The 21,085-nt window shown below is 36.1% G+C and carries 17 protein-coding genes; 6 read left to right on the top strand and 11 right to left on the bottom strand.

Going from position 1 to position 21,085, the window contains the following annotated elements:
- Window positions 1–14 precede the first annotated feature (14 nt).
- The 3 genes from LUA86_RS14880 to recJ all read right to left on the bottom strand — a co-directional run bounded on the left by LUA86_RS14880 (window position 15) and on the right by recJ (window position 4,118).
- The gene (locus tag LUA86_RS14880) at window positions 15–1,532 is read right to left on the bottom strand and encodes a GH3 auxin-responsive promoter family protein (protein ID WP_231464107.1); all 1,518 of its coding nucleotides are present in this window, start codon (window positions 1,530–1,532) and stop codon (window positions 15–17) included.
- A 9-nt stretch (window positions 1,533–1,541) separates the two neighbouring features.
- Window positions 1,542–2,282, bottom strand: coding sequence for an LPS export ABC transporter ATP-binding protein (lptB, locus tag LUA86_RS14885; RefSeq protein ID WP_231464108.1), 741 nt, complete (start codon window positions 2,280–2,282; stop codon window positions 1,542–1,544).
- A gap of 132 nt (window positions 2,283–2,414) precedes the next feature.
- Window positions 2,415–4,118 (bottom strand): single-stranded-DNA-specific exonuclease RecJ, encoded by a 1,704-nt coding sequence (gene recJ / locus LUA86_RS14890; RefSeq protein WP_231464110.1) that lies wholly within the window; start codon window positions 4,116–4,118, stop codon window positions 2,415–2,417.
- Window positions 4,119–4,230: 112 nt separating this feature from the next.
- On the opposite strand from recJ, the gene LUA86_RS14895 reads away from it, so the two are divergent.
- A complete protein-coding gene (locus LUA86_RS14895) occupies window positions 4,231–4,995 on the top strand; it encodes an MBL fold metallo-hydrolase (protein WP_231464112.1) in 765 nt (254 codons plus the stop codon).
- Between the two features lie 523 nt (window positions 4,996–5,518).
- Here LUA86_RS14895 and LUA86_RS14900 read toward each other — a convergent pair.
- Window positions 5,519–6,091 carry a YceI family protein gene (locus tag LUA86_RS14900; protein ID WP_231464114.1) on the bottom strand — a complete coding sequence of 191 codons (573 nt, stop codon included), beginning with the start codon at window positions 6,089–6,091 and terminating at the stop codon, window positions 5,519–5,521.
- A 338-nt stretch (window positions 6,092–6,429) separates the two neighbouring features.
- On the opposite strand from LUA86_RS14900, the gene LUA86_RS14905 reads away from it, so the two are divergent.
- Window positions 6,430–6,789, top strand: coding sequence for a VOC family protein (locus tag LUA86_RS14905; protein ID WP_231464116.1), 360 nt, complete (start codon window positions 6,430–6,432; stop codon window positions 6,787–6,789).
- Window positions 6,790–7,117: 328 nt separating this feature from the next.
- On the opposite strand, the gene gcvP is transcribed toward LUA86_RS14905, so the two are convergent.
- Window positions 7,118–9,994 (bottom strand): aminomethyl-transferring glycine dehydrogenase, encoded by a 2,877-nt coding sequence (gcvP, locus tag LUA86_RS14910; RefSeq protein ID WP_231464119.1) that lies wholly within the window; start codon window positions 9,992–9,994, stop codon window positions 7,118–7,120.
- Between the two features lie 682 nt (window positions 9,995–10,676).
- Here gcvP and LUA86_RS14915 point away from each other — a divergent pair.
- Window positions 10,677–11,519, top strand: coding sequence for a hypothetical protein (locus LUA86_RS14915; protein WP_231464120.1), 843 nt, complete (start codon window positions 10,677–10,679; stop codon window positions 11,517–11,519).
- Window positions 11,520–11,523: 4 nt separating this feature from the next.
- Here LUA86_RS14915 and LUA86_RS14920 read toward each other — a convergent pair whose 3' ends face one another.
- The 3 genes from LUA86_RS14920 to LUA86_RS14930 all read right to left on the bottom strand — a co-directional run bounded on the left by LUA86_RS14920 (window position 11,524) and on the right by LUA86_RS14930 (window position 14,053).
- Window positions 11,524–12,087, bottom strand: a complete 564-nt coding sequence (locus LUA86_RS14920) for a hypothetical protein (protein ID WP_231464122.1) — start codon at window positions 12,085–12,087, stop codon at window positions 11,524–11,526.
- Window positions 12,088–12,346: 259 nt separating this feature from the next.
- On the bottom strand, window positions 12,347–13,240 hold the full coding sequence (locus tag LUA86_RS14925; RefSeq protein ID WP_231464124.1) for a DMT family transporter: 894 nt from the start codon (window positions 13,238–13,240) through the stop codon (window positions 12,347–12,349).
- Between the two features lie 96 nt (window positions 13,241–13,336).
- Window positions 13,337–14,053 carry a pyridoxine 5'-phosphate synthase gene (locus tag LUA86_RS14930; RefSeq protein ID WP_231464126.1) on the bottom strand — a complete coding sequence of 239 codons (717 nt, stop codon included), beginning with the start codon at window positions 14,051–14,053 and terminating at the stop codon, window positions 13,337–13,339.
- A gap of 84 nt (window positions 14,054–14,137) precedes the next feature.
- Between LUA86_RS14930 and LUA86_RS14935 the strand changes: the two genes are divergently transcribed.
- Together LUA86_RS14935 and LUA86_RS14940 are read left to right on the top strand one after the other, a co-directional pair.
- Window positions 14,138–15,778, top strand: a complete 1,641-nt coding sequence (locus LUA86_RS14935; RefSeq protein ID WP_231464127.1) for a glycosyltransferase family 39 protein — start codon at window positions 14,138–14,140, stop codon at window positions 15,776–15,778.
- A gap of 1 nt (window position 15,779) precedes the next feature.
- Window positions 15,780–16,160 carry a GtrA family protein gene (locus LUA86_RS14940; RefSeq protein ID WP_231464129.1) on the top strand — a complete coding sequence of 127 codons (381 nt, stop codon included), beginning with the start codon at window positions 15,780–15,782 and terminating at the stop codon, window positions 16,158–16,160.
- A 205-nt stretch (window positions 16,161–16,365) separates the two neighbouring features.
- Here LUA86_RS14940 and LUA86_RS14945 read toward each other — a convergent pair whose 3' ends face one another.
- On the bottom strand, window positions 16,366–16,719 hold the full coding sequence (locus LUA86_RS14945; protein WP_231464131.1) for a DUF6370 family protein: 354 nt from the start codon (window positions 16,717–16,719) through the stop codon (window positions 16,366–16,368).
- A 345-nt stretch (window positions 16,720–17,064) separates the two neighbouring features.
- The gene (gene ahcY, locus LUA86_RS14950; protein WP_231464133.1) at window positions 17,065–18,381 is read right to left on the bottom strand and encodes an adenosylhomocysteinase; all 1,317 of its coding nucleotides are present in this window, start codon (window positions 18,379–18,381) and stop codon (window positions 17,065–17,067) included.
- A 350-nt stretch (window positions 18,382–18,731) separates the two neighbouring features.
- Between ahcY and LUA86_RS14955 the strand changes: the two genes are divergently transcribed.
- On the top strand, window positions 18,732–19,160 hold the full coding sequence (locus tag LUA86_RS14955) for a CBS domain-containing protein (protein WP_231464135.1): 429 nt from the start codon (window positions 18,732–18,734) through the stop codon (window positions 19,158–19,160).
- Window positions 19,161–19,311: 151 nt separating this feature from the next.
- On the opposite strand, the gene LUA86_RS14960 is transcribed toward LUA86_RS14955, so the two are convergent.
- Entirely contained in the window at window positions 19,312–20,760 is a 1,449-nt protein-coding gene (locus tag LUA86_RS14960) for a M20/M25/M40 family metallo-hydrolase (protein ID WP_231464137.1), read from the bottom strand.
- Window positions 20,761–21,085: the final 325 nt, after the last annotated feature.

Genomic DNA, 21,085 nt, shown 5'->3' on the forward strand with positions numbered 1-21,085 from the left:
AAAAAAGTATAATTTTATTGAGATTTCATCATTTCCAGAATATCATCCACATACTTTCTTTCATTTGCAAGACGAGGAACCTTATGCTGACCGCCCAGTTTATTCTTCGCTTTTAACCAATTATAAAAAGTATTCGACGCTGCATTATGCACTTTCGGACGGCAGAGCGCCAAATCCTTAAATCGCTTTGCATCATAATCAGAGTTTATTTCACGTAAGGTATTATCCATTACATCTATAAACTTTTCTAAATCATCTGGTTGCTTATCAAATTCTATAATCCACTCATGTCCACCAGCCTTTTCGCCTTCAAAATAAATTGGCCCGGCGGTGTAATCTTTAATTTCAGCGCCTGTTACAGCACAAGCTTTAGTTAAGGCCTGTTCTGCATTATCAATAATCACCTCCTCACCAAAAGCGTTTATAAAATGTTTTGTTCGCCCTGTTATTTTAATACGATAAGGTTCCAGTGATGTAAACTGAACCGTATCTCCAATCATATAACGCCACAAACCGCCGTTTGTAGAAATTACAATAGCATAATTTTTATGTAACTCAACATCGCCCAACAAAAGTGCTGTCGGATTTTCTTCTCCAATATTTTCCATCGGGATAAATTCATAGAAAATACCATAATCCAACATCAAAAGCATTTCTTCCGAATTATCCTGATCCTGAATTCCGAAAAAACCTTCAGAAGCATTGTAGGTTTCCAGATAATACATATCCGGAGATGGAATAAGCTGCTTAAATTGCTCGCGGTACGGACCAAAATTTACCGCTCCGTGAACGTATAGTTCTAAATTTGGCCAAACCTCAAGCAAGTGTTTTTTACCCGTAAGTTCCAACACCTTTTTAGCTAACACGATTGTCCAGGTTGGCACACCAGAAATGCTGGTTACGTTCTCGTGGATGGTGGCTTCTGCCATTCTATCCATCTTCACTTCGTAATTATCCATCAAGGCGATAGACATATCCGGCGTACGATAAAATTCAGCCCAAATAGGTAAATTCTTAATCAGCACAGCTGATAAATCACCATAAAAGCAGTCTTCGTTTAATTGGTTAACCTGATGACTTCCACCCAAAACCAAACCTTTACCAGTAAACATTTGGTTATCGGGGCGATTATTGCAGTAAATAGACAGCATGTCTTTACCGCCTTTAAAATGGCATTCTTCCAAACTTTCTTCAGATACTGGAATGAATTTACTTCTATCACTCGTTGTACCAGATGATTTTGCAAACCATTTAATATCAGATGGCCATAAAATATTTTGCTCACCATTAAGCATCCGCTCGATGTAAGGCTTTAAAGTATCATAATTTTGAACAGGAACCCGCTCTTGAAATTGTTGAGGTGTTAAAATTGATTTGTAATCATAAAGCTTGCCCCATTCTGTATTTTCAGCGCTATCAATTAAGGTATGAAACCATTCTTGTTGCACATCATGCGGATATTTCATAAAAAGCTCAATCTGGTGGATTCGCTTTTTCATTAACCAAGTAAAAATAGAATTTACTATTGCCATGAGCTTTTCTTAAACATCAAAATTCTTACGTTTTAAAACAAAGTTAGAACCTAAATAAACCTTTCTAACCATTTCATTTTCGGCCAAAACCTCAGGTACACCCTGCTCTAAAATCTTACCTTCAAAAAGCAAATAAGCCCTATCGGTAATCGAAAGCGTTTCCTGAACATTGTGGTCGGTAATTAGAATACCAATATTTTTATGTTTTAGTTTTGCAACTATCGATTGAATTTCTTCAACCGCAATCGGATCTACGCCCGCAAATGGTTCATCAAGTAAAATAAAACTTGGGTTTGCAGCCAAAGCTCTCGCAATTTCGGTCCTTCTACGCTCGCCACCAGATAATAAATCGCCTCTGTTTTTGCGTACTTTATGCAAACTGAATTCATTAATTAATTCTTCCAGTTTATCTTTCTGCTCTTCCTTACTAAGTTTAGTCATTTCAAGTATAGAAAGGATATTATCTTCAACAGTTAGCTTTCTAAAAACTGATGCTTCCTGGGCTAAATAACCAATACCTTTTTGTGCCCGGCGATACATTGCATCTTCTGTAATATCCTCATCTTCAAGAAAAATCCTACCTTCATTGGGCTTTATTAAACCAACAATCATGTAGAATGATGTTGTTTTCCCTGCCCCGTTTGGCCCAAGCAAACCAACAATTTCACCCTGACTAACGTTAAATGAAACATCATTAACAACAGTTCGCTGTTTATATTTTTTAACAAGATGCTCAGCTCTTAATATCATTCTTTATTTAAATTTTTGATTTACGATTATCATAAATCCAAATCAACATTTTCAAATTATGCCATTCTGAATTTATTTCAGAATTTATTCAGCAATACAGGAAAAAAGAATTTGTTCTTTTATCCTTGCTTCTTATTCTATTGTCTTAATGCCTTTAATATTCAACTGCAAACGCTTTTTATCACGCCACACATTTTCTTCCAAAGTATAGCAAACCGAGAACGGAACATTTGGTTGTAAAAGTTTCTCAAATTCTGCTAAACCAAAAGCAATGCCTTCAAAAATACTCGAATTTTGTTGTTTTATATTAATTTTTAAATGATTTGCCCCAACAACAGTTGGATACTGAGCAAGGTAAACATTATGTGTTACAAAAATTGGCGCCATATTTTCTGGTCCGAACGGACCCATTTGTGCTAAAACGCGATAGAATTTCCCATCAATTTGAGCAAGCTCAATTTCTGCATCAATTTTTATCATGGGCGTTAAAAGCTCATCGGTTATGGATGCAGATACAATTTCTTCAAATTTATCAGCCAATGCTGCAACATTGCTTTCTTGCATAGTTAAGCCTGCGGCAAACTTATGGCCGCCATATTGATCTAATAAATCTGAACAACCACTCAAAGCTTCGTACAAATCAAAACCAACCACCGAACGGCAAGAACCTGCAACATGACCGTTTGATTTTGTAAGTACAATTGTTGGTCGGTAATATTTTTCGGTTAACCGGGATGCTACGATACCAATAACGCCTTTGTGCCAATTTTCGTTAAAAACAACAGTAGTTTTGCGATTAATTAAGATTTCACTATCGCCAATCAAAGCTAAAGCTTCGCGGGTAATATCCTGGTCGTAAGTTTTACGTTCGGTATTTTTTAAATTAATTGATTCGCTCTGCTCTAAAGAATTGCCATCAGCCTGGCACAGCAACATCGCTACGGCATGTTTTGCATGGTCTATTCTGCCCGCAGCATTTATCCGCGGACCTAATGTAAAAACCACATCAGTTATGGTATAATTTTCGGTTTTGCCAGAAACCTCCATCAAAGCCCTCAAACCTTCGCAAGGGTTTGAGTTTAGTTTCTGTAAACCATAATAAGCTAAAATTCTGTTTTCACCAACCACAGGAACAATATCGGCGGCAATGCTTACCATAACCAAATCCAGGTATTGCAAATAGGTTTCCTGTGGCAGTTCATACTGCTGAGCATAAGCCTGAGCGAGTTTAAAGCCGATTCCACAGCCAGCAAGTTCTTTAAATGGATATTCGCAATCACTTCTTTTCGGGTCTAAAACCGCCAAAGCTTTTGGTAATTCATCGCCTGGTAAATGGTGGTCGCAAATGATGAAATCAATACCTAAGTCATTTGCATAATCAATCTTATCAATTGATTTTATACCGCAATCTAAAGCAATAATTAGAGTAAAACCCTTTTCTTTAGCGTAATCAATTCCTGCTGTAGAAATACCATAACCTTCGAGGTATCTATCTGGTATGTAATATTCTATGTTGGAGGTTAATTGAGAGAAAAAGCTATAAGCGAGCGCTACAGAAGTGGTACCATCAACATCATAATCGCCATAAATTAAAATCTTCTCCTGATTATCAATGGCGACTTCAATTCTGGCCACAGCAACATCCATATCCTTCATTAAAAAAGGATTATGAAGGTGATCTAAATTTGGCCTGAAAAAATCTTTTGCTTCATCAAAACTGCAAATATTCCTTTGCACTAATATTTGCGCAAGTGAACGGTCTATATTTAATTCTTCAGCTATTTTATTAACAGTATCATCATTACAATCTGATGCTTTTACCCATCTTTTTTCCATTTATTCTTTCTCCGAACAGTAAATATACATTTTAATTGAATACTTAAACACAATGCCAAAACGAATGAAGAAATAGATTGTTAACTTTACAGCACATTAAAACTAATATATTTTGCAAGTTCATACTTTATTTGAAGGCACCTACTCTGTAGATGCTACGAAAAAATTTATTCCTTTTGATTCTGCTATTCATAATTTTAGAGATAGACCAGCATCTTTATTTATTAATGTACAGCCATTTTTGGTTGAGCTAAAAAACGACTTGATTTTATTTGATACCGGATTGGGTTTTAGTGATGACCATGGTGAATTAATTTTGCATAAAAATATTCGCAATGCAGGTTTCGACCCAACAGATGTAACTAAGGTTTTAATGTCGCACTTACATTATGATCATTCTGGTGGTATGATTCATAAAATTGGTGATAAAGCACAACTTAGCTTTCCGGATGCAGAATACGTGATTAATCGTGGCGAATGGGAAACTGCTTTTAGCAGCACATCATCCTCTTATCATACCGACATTTTTGAGGTTGTTCAAAGAAATGCGCAATTAAAATTTATTGAGGGTGATGGCAGCTTAGATGAAACAATTGCTTTTGAATTTACGGGTGCGCATTGTCCGAATCATCAGGTTTTTTTATTAACTGAAGGTAACCAGAAAGTATTTTTTGGCGGTGATGTTTTGCCAGAGCCGGGCGAATTAATTAAAAATTTTATTGCCAAATATGATTTCGATGGCCGCAGGGCGATGGAATTGCGCAAAGAATTTGGCAAAAGAGCAGCAGCAGAAAACTGGGAGTGTTTATTTTACCATAGCAAAGACCAAGCTACCGGTTTTGTAGATGAAGTTGAGGGTGGATTTAAGATAAGGTAGTGAAAAGTTCAAAGTGAAAAGTGAAAAGTTTAAAGTTTAAAGTTCGTAGTTGACTATTGAAATTTAAATATTCATGAATTATTTGCCAATATCCGTTGGCTAAGGCCAACGGCTAGGTAAATGCAAGTGCTAAATAATTTGAAAGCCTAAGGCTAACCAGATAGTTTCGTGATTTCATTGCCGTCAGTTTCAACTGACGGAAGAATGATAAGCAACCAAGGCTTCAGCACATTCTGCAATTTACAACCTTTGTTTCTTGCAGTTCTGTAAGTGATTAAACCCGATAGCAGCGAAAATACTTTTGTTAAACCTATAAGGTTTTTAAAACCTTATAGGTTTGAAAAAGATTGTAGCGAATAGCGGGAACAAACATTAAAATTAACTTCAAAACTGCTTTCAAAATATTTTAAAAAGCATATCGATATTTTTTTGGCGCATTAAGATTGCTTTGTACCTCGCAATAACGACACAAAAAAAGCGCCCAATAAATTGAGCGCTTTATATTTTTCCGAGACCTGGAGAACTATTTTTTAGCTACTAATTTAACAGCTAACTCGAAATTATCATCGATTGCTTTGTCGCCAATGCTATCGAAGAAAGATTTTGAACCGTAACGGATGTCATATTTAGTTCTATCAACAACGATTTTACCAGCTAAAGCAGATACTGTACCATCAGCATTAACAGAGATAGTTGCAGGGAAAGTTACCGGTTTAGTGATGCCTTTGATTGTTAAGTTACCTGTTACATTTGTACCAGCAACTTTAGTAATTACGAATGTTGAAGTTGGGAATTTAGCTACTCCGAAAAAATCATCAGCTTTTAAGTGGCCTTCTAATTTAGCGCTACCATCAGCATCTTTTATAGAGTTCATATCGATAGTGAAAGTTCCACCAGTTACTTTTTTACCATCAACGTTTAACGTTCCTGATTGTAAAGCGATAGTTCCGTTGTGAGAACCTGTAACTTTTTTCCCAACCCAGGTAATGGTTGATTTTGCTGCATCTACAGTGTAAGTTACTGGTTTAATAGTTGTAAAAGCTGATAATGACACAACTGCAACTAATAAAAAGATTGAAGAGATTTTTAATTTCATTTTCTGGTTTTTTAAAATTTGATACAAAGATATACTTAACATTGCTTGGTTGCTATTGATGTATGTTAAGTTTTTTAAAATTATATGATTTATTTAAAATCATTCTATTGACTGAAAAATATTGTGGAGGTTTAATTTGACGGCTTAAAAATGATTAGGAAAAGCAAATGCAGCAGCGTTGTTTAATGTTAGTCGGGCTTTCCATTAAATTCCCGATGAAAAATCGGGAGATATCATTTCAATCCCGTTTAGGCGGGCAATGCGGTGCTTCTATTTAGGATTTCAAAATGTCCAACCAATATTTCATTATATTAGTAAGCAAATAAATAAAAGAAATAATGAATCACAATGCAAAATCAATCCGCCCGTTTATTGGCGCTAAAGATTTCCAGATATCGAGGAACTTCTACCGCGATTTAGGTTTTGAAGAAGTGACTTTAGACAACCAAATGTCGGTTTTTAAGAGTGGCAATATGGCTTTTTATTTACAAAATGCCTACGTTAAAGATTGGATTGAAAATACCATGGTATTTATGGAAGTTGACGACATTAACCGCTTTCACGATGATTTGTCTGCTTTAGATTTAGATAAAAAATATAATGTTAAACCTTCACCCATCAAACATGAAGATTGGGGCAGCGAATGTTTCTTGCTAGACCCAGCCGGAAACTTATGGCATTTTGGAGTGTTTATTTAAATAGTTTCTGTTTTATACAATTATCCTTTCGGACTATTTTGCTATGAAATAGAGAAATCTTTGAACATAGGTTATCAGTACAAAGATTTCTCGGTTGCGCCTGAAATGAGGGGAAAAAAATCTGCAAGCTTTAAAAAAAATAAATTCTAAAACTTGCAGATGATTTATTTGTTTCTTGGAGACACGAACCAAGGCTTAATTATCTAAAATGAGATTGCTTCGTCGGCTGAAAAAGCCTTCTGGCAATGACGGATTGATATTGGGTCCAGCGATGGAAAGGGAAACCTTAAATCTTTTACCTTAAACCCTATACCTTCTACCCTAAACCCTAAGGCACTATTTCCTCCAAATAACTCTCAACCGGCGGACAAGCACAAATTAAAGACCTATCGCCATGGCTATCATTTACACGTCCAACTGATGGCCAGAACTTACGCTCTAACACATAAGGTAGCGGGAATGCAGCAGTTTGACGGCTATAAGCATGTTCCCATTCATTAGCGGTAATTACAGAAACAGTATGCGGTGCATTTTTTAAAGGATTATCTATTTTATCGAAAGTTAGGTTTTCAACCTGTTCAATTTCTTTTTTAATGGCAATTAAAGCATCACAGAAACGGTCTAACTCATGTTTAGGCTCAGATTCTGTAGGCTCAACCATTAAAGTACCTGCAACCGGGAATGAAACCGTTGGCGCATGGAAACCATAATCCATTAAACGCTTTGCAATATCGGTAACTTCAATTCCAAATGCTTTGAAAGAACGACAATCTAAAATCATCTCGTGTGCACAACGACCTTGAGCACCTGAATAAAGTACCGGATAATGTTGTTCTAAACGAGCTTTCATATAATTTGCATTCAAAATAGCATATTTTGTAGCATTGGTTAATCCTTCAGCGCCCATCATAGCGATGTATGCATGAGAAATAATCAGGATTGAAGCCGAACCCCAAGGTGCAGAAGAAACCGCAGAAATTGATTTTCCTTTGTCGATATCTACCACAGCGTGGCCAGGAAGATATGGAACCAAGTGCTTTGCAACACCAATCGGACCCATACCAGGACCACCACCACCGTGAGGAATACAGAAAGTTTTGTGCAAGTTTAAGTGGCAAACATCAGCACCGATATTAGCCGGACTTGTTAAACCAACCTGAGCATTCATATTTGCACCATCCATGTAAACTTGTCCGCCGTTAGCATGTATAGTTTCACAAATTTCGATAATGCTTTCTTCAAATACACCATGCGTTGATGGATAAGTAACCATCAAACATGATAAATTGTCTTTATGTAATTCTGCTTTCGCTTTTAAATCTTCAACATCGATGTTACCATTTTCTAAAGATTTAACAACAACAATTTTCATATCGGCCATTGCCGCAGAAGCAGGGTTTGTACCATGAGCAGATGCAGGAATTAAAGCTACGTTACGATGGAAATCGCCCCTATCCTGATGGTAAGCACGAATAACCATTAAACCAGCATACTCGCCCTGAGCACCAGCATTTGGCTGTAAACTCATTGCTGCAAAGCCTGTAATTTCACTTAACCATTTATCCAATTCATTAAAAACAGAATAATAACCTAAAACCTGGTCGGCAGGTGCAAACGGGTGTACGCGACCGAAGTGAGACCAGGTAACCGGAATCATTTCTGCCGTAGCGTTTAATTTCATTGTACAGCTTCCCAATGCAATCATAGAATGGCAAAGCGATAAATCTTTAGCCTCTAGTGATTTGATGTAACGCAACATTTCATGTTCTGAATGGTGCGAGTTAAAAATTGGGTGTGTTAAATATTCAGAAGTACGTTGTAAAGCTGATGGAATTACCGTTTCAACATTTTCTACAACTTCAACCTGGTCTGCCGCTACCGCTTTTACTTTAGCAAAGATTTTAGCGATTAAAGCTACATCTTCAAAGGTTGTGGTTTCATCAATTGAAATGGTTACAACATTCCCAACATAATTTAAGTTGATTTCGTTGTCTAAACATCCGGAGTGAATACCGCCTTTTAAATCGCCTAAATCGAAACGAATCGTATCAAAATAAGCAGCGTTTAATTGCTCGTAACCTAAGCTTTTTAATGTTGAGGCTAAGCTTATTGCCAAACCATGTGTACGTTCTGCAATGGCTTTTAAACCTTTCGGACCGTGATAAGCTGCATAAAAACCAGCCATAATAGCCAATAAAGCTTGTGCCGTACAAATGTTTGAAGTTGCTTTATCTCTACGAATGTGTTGCTCGCGGGTTTGCAAAGCCATACGTAAAGCGTAATCACCGTGGCTATCGATGGTTACACCAATAATACGACCAGGGATTGAACGCTTATATTCATCTTTAGTTGCAAAAAATGCTGCGTGAGGACCACCGAATCCCATCGGAATACCGAAGCGTTGTGTTGTACCAACCACAATATCTGCACCCCATTCGCCTGGAGGCGATAATAAGGTTAAGCTTAAAATATCTGCAGCAACTGTTAATTTAATGTTTTGGTTGTGCAGTTCTGAAGCAAAGTTCTTGTAATCGAAAACCTCACCATTACCAGCAGGATATTGAACAATTGCACCGAAAAAATCTTCTGTAGCAACGAAATCCAAATGGCTTCCAATAACCAGTTCAATTCCGTATGGATTTGCACGGGTTTTTAAAATATCTATCGTTTGCGGAAAAACCAATTCAGATACAAAATATTTCTTTGCAGCCTGGTTTTTACGCGTACTATATTGCATAAACATTGCTTCTGCCGCAGCTGTACCTTCATCTAAAAGAGATGCATTGGCAATTTCCATTCCAGTTAAATCGATAACCATCGTTTGGAAATTTAACAAAGCCTGTAAACGACCTTGAGCAATTTCAGCCTGGTAAGGTGTGTATTGCGTGTACCATCCCGGATTTTCAAAAACGTTACGCAAAATTACGCCTGGCGTAATCGTATCATAATAACCTTGACCAATAAAGCTTTTGAAAACCTTATTTAACAACGAAGTTTGTTTTAAAGCACCAAGATATTCAGTTTCTGATTTTGCAGCAGGCAAATTTAAAGGTTGTTTTAACCTAATTGCACCTGGCACTGTTTGTTCAATCAGCTCATCAATAGAATTTACCCCAACAGCTTGCAGCATTTCTGCTGTATCTGCCTCATTCGGCGCAATATGACGGTTTTGAAAATCTTCCTTGTAATGGATATTTAAGCTCATGCGTTATGAATAATAATTTGCGTGCAAAGGTAACGAAAAGGGCGTTGTATTTTGCTATATATAAGTGTAAAAAAGGTGTCTTATTTACGATTAAAAGCTACAAAAATTGTAGATTATAAACTTAGTGACACACTCAAACGTTTGTGTGCTTTATTGCTAAAAATTTAAATTATTTGGAAAGCGCTGCTTGTGTAAAAATTTAAGTTTGTTCCCGCCATTTGCTACAATCTTTTTCAAACCCATAAGGTTTTTAAAACCTTATGGGTTTAATCAAAAGTATTTCCGCGGCTGTCGGGTTTGGTAAAATAAACCCGCGCTAAAAAAGTCAGTTTAAACCCATTCAAAGTTTTATATCTTTGAAATATTAAACCTACATGAATTATGGGTCTTAATTTTATTAATAAACATGAACGTTTGACTAAGCCAAAGCATAAAATCTTCGTTCTACTTATTACCGGCCTAACATCCCGTACGTACGGGATTGGGGAAGCACAGTCAAAGCCAACTCACTGACTTTAAAACAAAAATTTTCAGCTGGCGTTTTTTGTTTCTTTTTGACGTCAAAAAGAAAAAAGCCCGTCCGGTCAGGACAAAACAACATGCTTAATTGATATTAGAATACAGTTTTAATACTACAAACGATTTTTTACACCCATAACTCACGTTAATCATTTAAGATTACATGCCAAACTCAAAAAATAATGTTGCTCTTTTAGTTCACGCCTGCGATCGTTATGAATTTTTATACAAAGGTTTCGACTATTCATTTTCTAAGAACTGGGATTTTAAAATTCCTTGCAACTATTATTTTGCTACGGAAATAAAAGATGCAGAAGTTAATGGCTTTACCAATATCAAATCTGGCAAAGGCGAATGGGCAGATAGACTTGCTAATTTACTCAAAAATATTGATGAGGATTATGTGCTCTATTTTCAGGAAGACATGTGGTTAAGTAAACCGGTAAATCCTAAATTCTTTACTGAATTATTCAAGTTAGCTACTATAAATAACTGGAAACAAGTAAAACTTCATAGTTCTGATGTTTATGTAACAAAAGAAACTGATAATTTTATTGAAGGATTTAATATTGCAGAGGTAGATAATAAGGCGTCAAATTTTTTAATGTCTCACCAAATTACCCTTTGGAAAAAAGATTTTCTATTGGCTCAACTTCACAAAAGAGAACATCCCTGGCGAAACGAAAGAAAAGGAACAAAACGTTTAAAAAAGCTTAACCCATTAATCCAGCATATAGATTATTTTGCAGAAAACGGAGCTGATGAAATTAACATAAATAAAAAACCGATAAAGCGAAGTGAATATTACGCAGTTTCTTTCAACAGCACCTTGAATTTCAATGCAGTTCGTTTTATCGAAGAGCTAAAATCTGGCAACAAATCAGAACAAGATTATGCGGCAGAACTGCAAAATCATTACGATAATGATTTAACCCATGACGGAAAACCAAAAGCAAAAAAAGTAGATTTATTTAAAAGATTTAAAACCTGGTTTTTGAATAAGTAAAAGTTTACTTCTGCACTTTCCAACCTTCATCCTTACTTAACTTCAATCTATAAGTTTTGGTTATGAAGTCGCTGTTTTCATTTGCGTTTTTATCAAAAGGAGCAAAAACTGTATTTACCTTTTTTAATGAAACAGTAACTTTGGCTGTACTTGAATTTACCTGAGAGAAATCAACTGGTTTTTCATCTGAAAGAACGTATTCCACAACTTTAACCGTAGCCTTATCATCATCTTGCTTTAAAACCAATGGACTTGCTTTTTCGGTTAACGTCACTCGATAAAGGAAACTGCTATCTTTCGATAAAAATTTTTTGTTCGCTTCTTTTAAGTTTAATGTTACCATTCCGGTACCTTCTAAAGTTTTGTATTTAGCTAAATCTTGTTTATCACTTTTGCTGCTAAATTTAATTTCTCCAAAATTAAACCGTGTTGTTTTGTATTCCGGGTTAGCAGTCAAGTAGTCTGTAATTACACTACCCGCTTCTTCCTGATTAATGGTGGTTTTGGTTTTACATCCGGCGAAGCCGATAATAAGAAAAGATAATATATAAAGGATATGTTTTTTCATGTTTTTGAATTTGCTTTTTAAAGGTATTTATTTTTAGGTTAACCGCAAAGAACGCTAAGTTTTTCGCAAAGAAAAAGAAGAGTTTAGGCTACATATTTTATCGCAGAGTGAACAGAGGCTTTACCGAATTCACAAATCTTGAATACTTAACTCAGTGTTCTCTGTGTTTTTCTTAGTGTGCTTTGTGGTTAAAAATTCAACACCCAGCTTTGTGTTCTTTGCGCACTTATCTATGCGAACTTTGCGGTTAATTATTAAACTAAGCAGGCCGTCTCAAATACTTCAAATTTGGAATTACCATTGCCGATAATATTACGAAAACGCCAACCCACCGCAAAAAAGAAACCTGCTCTTGTAACACAAAGCCAGCCATCATTACTGCTACGGGCAATTCTGCGGCACTTAAAATTGAGCTTAAAGCCGTACCAATTCTTGGAACACCTTCTGCATAAAATAATGGAGGGATAACGGTTCCGAAAACAGCTATAATCAAACCCCATTTCAATAAACTACCGCTTAAAGCGCCATTGAATAAAAATGTGGGCGGAAAAATGATAAAAATTAAAATGCAGGCGCCCGTAATCATTAAAGCACTTTTCTTTAGTGGAGGATATTCATTTCCAATTTTTCCACTCAGCATTAAGAAACCAGCATAGCAAACCGCCGCTAACAACCCAAAGCCAATTCCGGTTAAGCTTAAACTTTTAATACTCGTTTCTACCATACCGCTTGCTAATACTGTTCCGCCTAAAACCAGTAGAATTGCTATAAACTGTAATCCTGAAGGTTTCTTTTTAAAGATTAAGAATTCGAGTAAAATACTCATCCAAATAAACTGCATTAATAAAATAATGGCCACAGAGTTTGGAACAAGCTTAACGCATTGGTAGTAGAAAACACTAACAAGACCGGTACAAGTTCCAGCCAAAACCATTTGCCACCAAGGCGTTTTAGTCTCAATTGCTTTTGCTTTATATTTCCGGGTTTTGGTTTGAAAGAAAAAGAGTGTCCATAAAATAACGGCACCAAAAAAAGCCTGGGCGCCGGTTACATCGCCTAATGTGTAGCCTTCATGGTAAGCAAGTTTTACAAAAGTTGACAGGATGCCAAAACTACAGGCACCAAAAAAGACAAGGATAATTCCTTTTAACATGATATTTTTTAATTACGTCATTGCGAGGCACGAAGCAATCTTATCTTAAAAGGTTGCTTCGTGCCTCGCAATGACGACTTTATTATTTGCAGCTTATTACGCTAACTGTTGTAAATATTTTTGAATTGTTGTTTCCAAACCCAAATATAGCGCATCGCTAATCAGCGCATGGCCAATAGAAACCTCTAACAAACCAGGAATACTTTGGGCAAAGTAATGTAGGTTATGCAAATCCAAATCATGCCCTGCATTGATACCTAAACCCAAATGGTTGGCATATTTTGCCGCTGCGATGTAATTTACCACAGCTTTTTCTCTATCTGCGAAATAATTTTGAGCATAAGCCTCGGTGTATAATTCAATTCTGTCTGTTCCGGTTTCAGCAGCACCTTCAATCATTTCTACAACGGGGTCGACAAATATTGAAACGCGAATGCCTTCTTTCTGAAAAACAGCAACCATTTCTTTAAGATAATCTTTATGTTTTAGGGTGTCCCAACCATGGTTTGAAGTTATCTGACCTTCGGCATCTGGCACCAAAGTAACCTGAACAGGTTTATTGGCTAAAACCAAATCGACAAATTTATCTTCACGGCAGTTACCCTCGATATTAAATTCTGTTGAAATAACGGCTTTCAAATCATAAACATCCTGATAACGAATATGGCGTTCATCTGGACGCGGGTGTACAGTAATACCTTGCGCACCAAAACGCTCACAATCTAATGCAACTTTAACTAAATCAGGATTGTTGCCGCCACGACTGTTGCGTAAAGTAGCAATTTTGTTGATATTAACCGATAACTTTGTCATGCCGTAAAGATAAGGCTTTGCCTTTGTTTATCTCAAAGCTTAAATAAATTTGACTTTTTTTTGCTCATATTTGTTCAAATCGTCATGAATTTAAAGGATACAACATTATATAAAATTTTAATTGCAGCACTCGTAATTGTTAGCAGTTTTGCTCTTTTTAGTGGGGTTATGGAGCCAGATGGAGCACTTTATGCTTCGATGGCAAAAAACATAATTATTTATAAAGACTGGCTTAACCTATACGGCCGAGGAGCAGATTGGTTAGATAAGCCACATTTAACTTTTTGGATAGCAGCTGCTTCATTTAAACTTTTTGGCATCTCTGCATTCGCTTATAAATTACCTAACTTTTTATTCGGGTTGCTTGGCGTTTGGTATTTATATAAGCTGGCAAAAGATATTTATGATGAGAAAACGGGACTAATTAGCGCTTTAATTTTTCTGAGCGCCCTGCATATTGGCACATCAACTTTTGATGTAAGGGCAGAGATTTACATCACCACGTTTACACTGGCATCCATTTATCATTATTATAAAGCGCAACATTATTCTTTCTGGCATGTCGTAGCAGGTTCGTTTTTTGCAGCTTGCGCAATACTAATAAAAGGAATTTTTGTATTGATTCCCGTTTTTGCCGGCTTCATCATTTATTGGTTATTTACAAAACAGTATAAACAACTGTGGCAACCAAAATGGTGGATAGCAATTGTTTTAATCTTTGTATTCATTACGCCAGAATTATACTCCCTTTATACACAGTTCGATTTACATCCTGAGAAAGTTGTTTTTAACAGAACCGGCGTATCAGGTTTAAAATTTTTCTTTTGGGATAGCCAATTCGGGAGATTTTTTAACAACGGACCAATTAAAGGTAAAGGAGATATTTCTTTCTTTTTACACACAACTCTTTGGGCATTTTTACCTTGGTCGGTATTGCTTTATGCAGCAGTTGTAAATTTATTTAAAAAGAAAAACCGGGATAATCTGGCACCAGAAAGTATTATTATTTGGGCAAGTGCGGCAGTAACTTTTTTAATTTTTTCATTGTCGAAGTTCCAATTACCACACTATATTTTAATTGTTTTTCCTCAGTTTGCCATTATAACGGCTTTGTATTTGCAGAAGCTTGAAATAAAAGGTTTAAAGGGATTTCTGATTGTACAGAATGTTATTTATGCATTGGTTATCATATTACTTTCTGCGCTAGCATATTATTTCGGCTTTAATAATTATGTAATAGCAATAATCATGATAGCCATTATTTTTATTGTGGCTTTTATCATTTTTAAAGGATTTAAAGTAGAAACCATCATTGGCAGAAGTGTATTCCTTTTTATCGGTTTGATGGCATATTTATTTGTTTTCTTCTATCCTGCCCTTTTAAAATACCAATCTGGCAGTGAGGCCGGAACATGGTTAAAGAAAAATTACCCAACCGCTAAACCTGCAGTTTTAAATTATATAGATGCTTTTTCATTTGATTTTTATGCCCCAGGCGAAGTAAAATATTTGCGGAATTATGAAGATTTAAATCAATATAAGAACACGAAAGATTTAGTTTTATACGTTTCAGAAGTTGAGCTTCCTAAATTAAAAGCATCCTATAATGTTCAAGTTTTAAATTCTTTTGAATACTTTCATATTTCTAAATTAACGCCAAAATTCCTAAACAAAAACTCAAGAAACCGGGTGCTGGAGCACTTTTATTTGGTTAAAGTAAATTAGAATGGATTTAATCTTTCGCATCTTAAAGTTCGGTTTAACAGGTCTTTTAGGCATGGCTATAGATTTTGGCGCAACATGGTTGTGTAAGGAGAAACTAAAAATCAATAAATATATTGCCAATGCAGTTGGTTTTAGTTTGGCCGTAACAAATAATTATTTAATTAATAGAATTTGGACTTTCCAAAGCACAAACACACATTGGGGAACAGAATTTTTTAAATTCCTTGCCGTAAGCTTATTTGGATTAGTCTTAAATACCGTTATTATTTACTTTTTTCACCAGCGTAAAAACGGCATTAACTTTTACTTAGCTAAGTTTTTTGCAATAGTTCTGGTATTTATATGGAATTTTTTAGCAAACATGCTGTTCACTTTTAAGTAACATTTTTCCCAACATAATAGAACACCACAAGCCAAATCAAGCCTTTAATCAGGAAAAATAGAAAGCCTATTAGGCCAACCCTTTTAAACCATAACTTCAATTTCTCTTTATTCATGGTGATGATTGTAAAGATAAATGATTTAGAGTAGATTAGAAATATTTTAAATAAGGATTAATGGGCGTTTAGTGTAATGCTAAATAAAATTTATAATGATTTTTTAATTGGCAGTATTGTAATTTCTTCTGCTTTAAAACGGTTTTTTACAATCTCTCCGCTCACTTCTGCTTTGCTAACAGCATTACAAAAGCCATGTTCACCGTGTGCATCGCCGAAATCATCAATGTTTTTACCATCAACAAAGTAAGGTTTACCATCAATCCGGATTGCTAAATCGCAGCTTTTACCTTTCCCGCCTTGTGGGCTGGCAAGCATTTTGAATTGACATTCGCCGCAGGCGATATCTACAACTTGTTTTGTGATTACTTTTTTAGGAGATGTTTGAGTATTTGCGTTTAAACTAATTGCGCTAATAAATAAGGCGAGGGGCAAGCTTTTCATGTTGATTTTTTTTCAAATGTAGGTTTTAGCCGGCAAAAGAATTACTGTATTTTGTAAAATAAACCTGATGGAAACAAACACGGATCCCGATATTTCATCGGGAGAAGTAAAGTGTACAGCAGGGCTGAAATTGCCGAAGTATTACTGAACGTACCTTTTCAAAATATTCTTTTTTTTGCCACGGAAACACAGAAAACACGGAAGTTATTGTCCTTCGACAAGCTCAGGATGACAGGAAGATAAAAAAGGGATATGCAATTTGCACATCCCTTTTGACAACTCATAAATGAGATTGCTTCCCCGAACAGTCGGGGCAAGCCGTTCCTCGCAATGACGAGGAAGCGATTAATAACGATATTCGTCTGATTTAAACGGACCTTCTACCGGAACGCCGATATAATCAGCCTGGTGTTGATCTAAAACGTCTAATTCTACGCCTATTTTTTCTAAATGTAAACGAGCAACTTTCTCGTCTAAATACTTTGGTAAAACGTAAACTTTATTTTCGTATTTACCTGGGTTAGTCCAAAGTTCTAATTGCGCTAAAGTTTGGTTAGTAAATGAAGCACTCATTACAAAACTTGGGTGGCCGGTTGCACAACCTAAGTTTACTAAACGACCTTCGGCCAACAAGATGATATCTTTACCTTCGATAGTATATTTATCTACCTGAGGTTTGATTTCTACTTTGGTTGAACCGTATTTTTCGTTTAACCAGGCAACATCGATTTCGTTATCGAAGTGACCGATGTTACAAACGATAGCTTTATCTTTCATGGTTAAGAAATGCTCGCCACGAACGATATCACGGTTACCAGTTGTGGTTACAATAATGTCTGCTTCTTTAACGGCAGTAGCGAATTTTTTAACTTCGTAACCTTCCATTGCAGCTTGTAAAGCACAAATTGGGTCGATTTCAGTAACAATAACACGCACGCCTTGCGAGCTTAAAGATTCTGCTGAACCTTTACCCACATCGCCATAACCACAAACAACAGCAACTTTACCAGCCATCATTACGTCAGTTGCACGACGAATCGCATCAACTAATGATTCGCGACAACCGTATTTATTATCGAATTTAGATTTAGTTACAGAATCGTTAACGTTAATTGCAGGTAAGTGCAATGTTCCGTTTTTCATTCTTTCGTATAAACGGTGTACACCGGTTGTAGTTTCTTCTGATAAACCTTTGATTGCAGCAATTAGCTCAGGGTATTTATCAAAAACCATATTGGTTAAATCGCCACCATCATCTAAAATCATGTTTAATGGTTGCTGATCAGGACCAAAGTGTAAAGTTTGCTCAATACACCAGTCAAATTCTTCTTCGTTTAAGCCTTTCCAAGCGTAAACCTGAATTCCTGCAGCAGCAATTGCAGCAGCAGCGTGATCTTGTGTTGAGAAAATGTTACATGATGACCAGGTAACTTCTGCGCCTAAAGCCACTAAAGTTTCAATTAATACAGCCGTTTGGATAGTCATGTGCAGACAGCCTGCAATACGAGCACCCTTTAATGGTTGCGTTGGACCGAATTCTTTACGTAAACTCATTAAACCTGGCATTTCTGCTTCGGCTAATTCGATTTCTTTACGACCCCATTCTGCCAGTGAAATGTCCTTAACTTTGTAAGGAAGGTATGTTGTCTCTACTGATGACATAATTTATTGTTTTTAAATGTAATACAAAGTTACGGCATAGCTTTGTGAAAGCCAAATAATTGAAAGAACTAGCAGGTTTATAAAATGTAAAATCTAATGCCTATTATTAGAGTAACATTTCGTTCTCTATGAATAATTTCTACAAAGCATTAAATATTCTGGGCGTTATTTTCGCCAATTAGCTTTGCCAAAAGGCTGATTAAAATAATACTGTTATCTGGTTTATTTGTATCGTTAGGTGCAATTGCATTGGTTAGATAATCCTTTTAAAGCAAAGGCCTGTATATTCTAATTAAAATATTGATTTACAGTTTATTATTTCTTAAATTGATGTAACCAAATTAACCATTATGAAAACTGTAAAACATTTACTTGATACCAAGCAAGTTAGAATTATTTCTGTAAGTCCGAATAGCTCTGTTTTGGATGCATTAAAAGTAATGACTGATAAGAACATCAGCGCTGTACTTGTTATGGAAAATGAAACATTAGTTGGAATTTTTACAGAACGAGATTATGCCCGGAAAATCGTGCTGCAAGGCAAAGCATCGAAAGATACAGGTATAGATGAAGCCATGACTGCCAGCCCAATTACCATTTCTTTAAACGATACGATTGATAAATGCATGGAAATTATGACAGAAAAACACATTCGTCATTTACCAATAGTGATGAATAATGAGGTTAAAGGAATGATTTCTATAGGTGATTTGGTGAAATTTATTATCGCCGACCAACGCCAAACCATATCTCAGCTGGAAAGTTATATTAGTGGGTAGAGGATTTAGGTTTAGGTTTAGGTTTAGGTTTAGGTTTAGGGAAACTGGTTCGTGGTAATTATGTTTCGAAATACTGCACATAAAAACCATTGTAATCCCTAAACCTATCACATCAACCCCCTAAGAAAAAAAGTGATAACGCTGTAAAAAACTATTTCCAACGCCATTCGCCGGCAATGGTCAAAGGCTCTTTTAAATTTTGTGCTTCTAAAAACGCTCTTAATTCTTCTTCGCCTTGCACACCTACCGGAATTTTTGGCGTATTTGCTAAAGCGTAGGTTAACATTGTGCTGTAGCGAACCGTATTTTTTAACCCTTGTTCATCTACTAATTTAAAGCTATCGCCATCAGAGTGGTAAAACGGACCCGAGTTATTCGGCAATTTACCACCTGCACCGCCACCAGTTGGAATACCCTCTAACATAAAAGGCTGATGATCGCTATGTAAACCGGCACCTGCATTGAAAAGATTTTTAAAGCCTGAATCAATTTTTACAATATCTGCTCCCCAGGCAGTAAATAATTCTTTCATTTCTGCACGAGAAGTTGAAAAGCCTTTCGGGTCGTTTGTCATATCGTAGTTAAGCATAAACTTAACCTGGTTTAAGTTTTTATCTTTCTTAGCTTGCTCTACATAAGCTTTAGAACCTAACAAGCCTTGCTCCTCACCCATAAATAAAACAAATTCTACAGTACGCTTTGTTTTAAGATTCAGTTTTTTGAAAGTTCTTGCCATATCCATAATTGCAAAAGAACCAATGCCGTTATCAATTGCGCCAGTTGCTAAATCCCAACTATCTAAATGCCCGCCAACAACAATCTTATCCTTTGACATTTCGGTTCCTTTAAATGTTGCAATTACATTTCTTGCTTTAATTAAGCCAGAGAAATTTGTCATTTCAATATGCGCAACTTGTGCCTGGGTTTTTAGTTTCTCTTTCAATGCCAAACCATCTTCTAAACCGATACAAACTGCAGGTATAGTAATTAATTTGCCAGTAACCGATGCTGTACCAGTTAACAAAACGCCATTTTTAACAGTATTGATAATGATAACTCCGCTTGCACCGTATTTTGTTGCAATTGCGGTTTTTTCCGAGCGGTGCAAAGACTTTGTTCCTGCCGGAGAACCTGGTAAAACGCCCAAATAAATCAAAGCAATTTTACCTTTAAATTTGGCTGTATTGGCCTGGTAATCTACTTCCAAACCATTTCCTGCATCAACGATATCACCAGTAATATTTGCAGAAACCGGCGAATGTGCCAGTGTAACAGCTTTAACTTGTGATAGCGAATTTTTATCGGCACCAATTTCTACTTTAATTGTTTTCCGGCTCCAGCTTTCAACTTCAAATGGTTGAAACTTAACTTCGCAGCCATACGATTTTAGTAAATTGTAAGCATATTGCTCTGCCTTGGCACCGTTTTCAGAACCCGTTAAGCGATGACCGATGGTTTCGGTTTCATATCTTAAGGTTTGATATGCTTTTGAGTTTTGCTGTACTTCGGTATTTATTTTAGTAAACACTTCTCCAAATTTATCTTGTGCATTAGCAAACGATGCAGCACAAATCAGCGCAGCAGAAAAAAGGTATTTCATAAAAGTTTAGTTTTTGATGGTGTTAAAGTACAAATTTTAAGTGCAAAACTTTGGCTGTAACGTTTATTTTGCGCTCTACAACCAAAGCCATAAGCACAAAATTTGTTTTGTAAACCTGATTGAAGTGGAAATACTTTTTGTTTTCAGCGACATTGAATATGCTGTCATGCTGAGGCACGAAGCATCTGCAAACGATGAAACAGATGCTTCGTGCCTCTGCATGACAGAAGTTTAAAAAAGATTTAAACGGAAAGCAAGACGAACGATAAGTGAAATGTTGTTTTTGCTTTCCAAAAATTTTCCCATCTAAGAAATCTGAGAACAT

The sequence above is a fragment of the Pedobacter sp. Leaf132 genome (assembly GCF_920984695.1).
GTDB lineage: Bacteria > Bacteroidota > Bacteroidia > Sphingobacteriales > Sphingobacteriaceae > Pedobacter.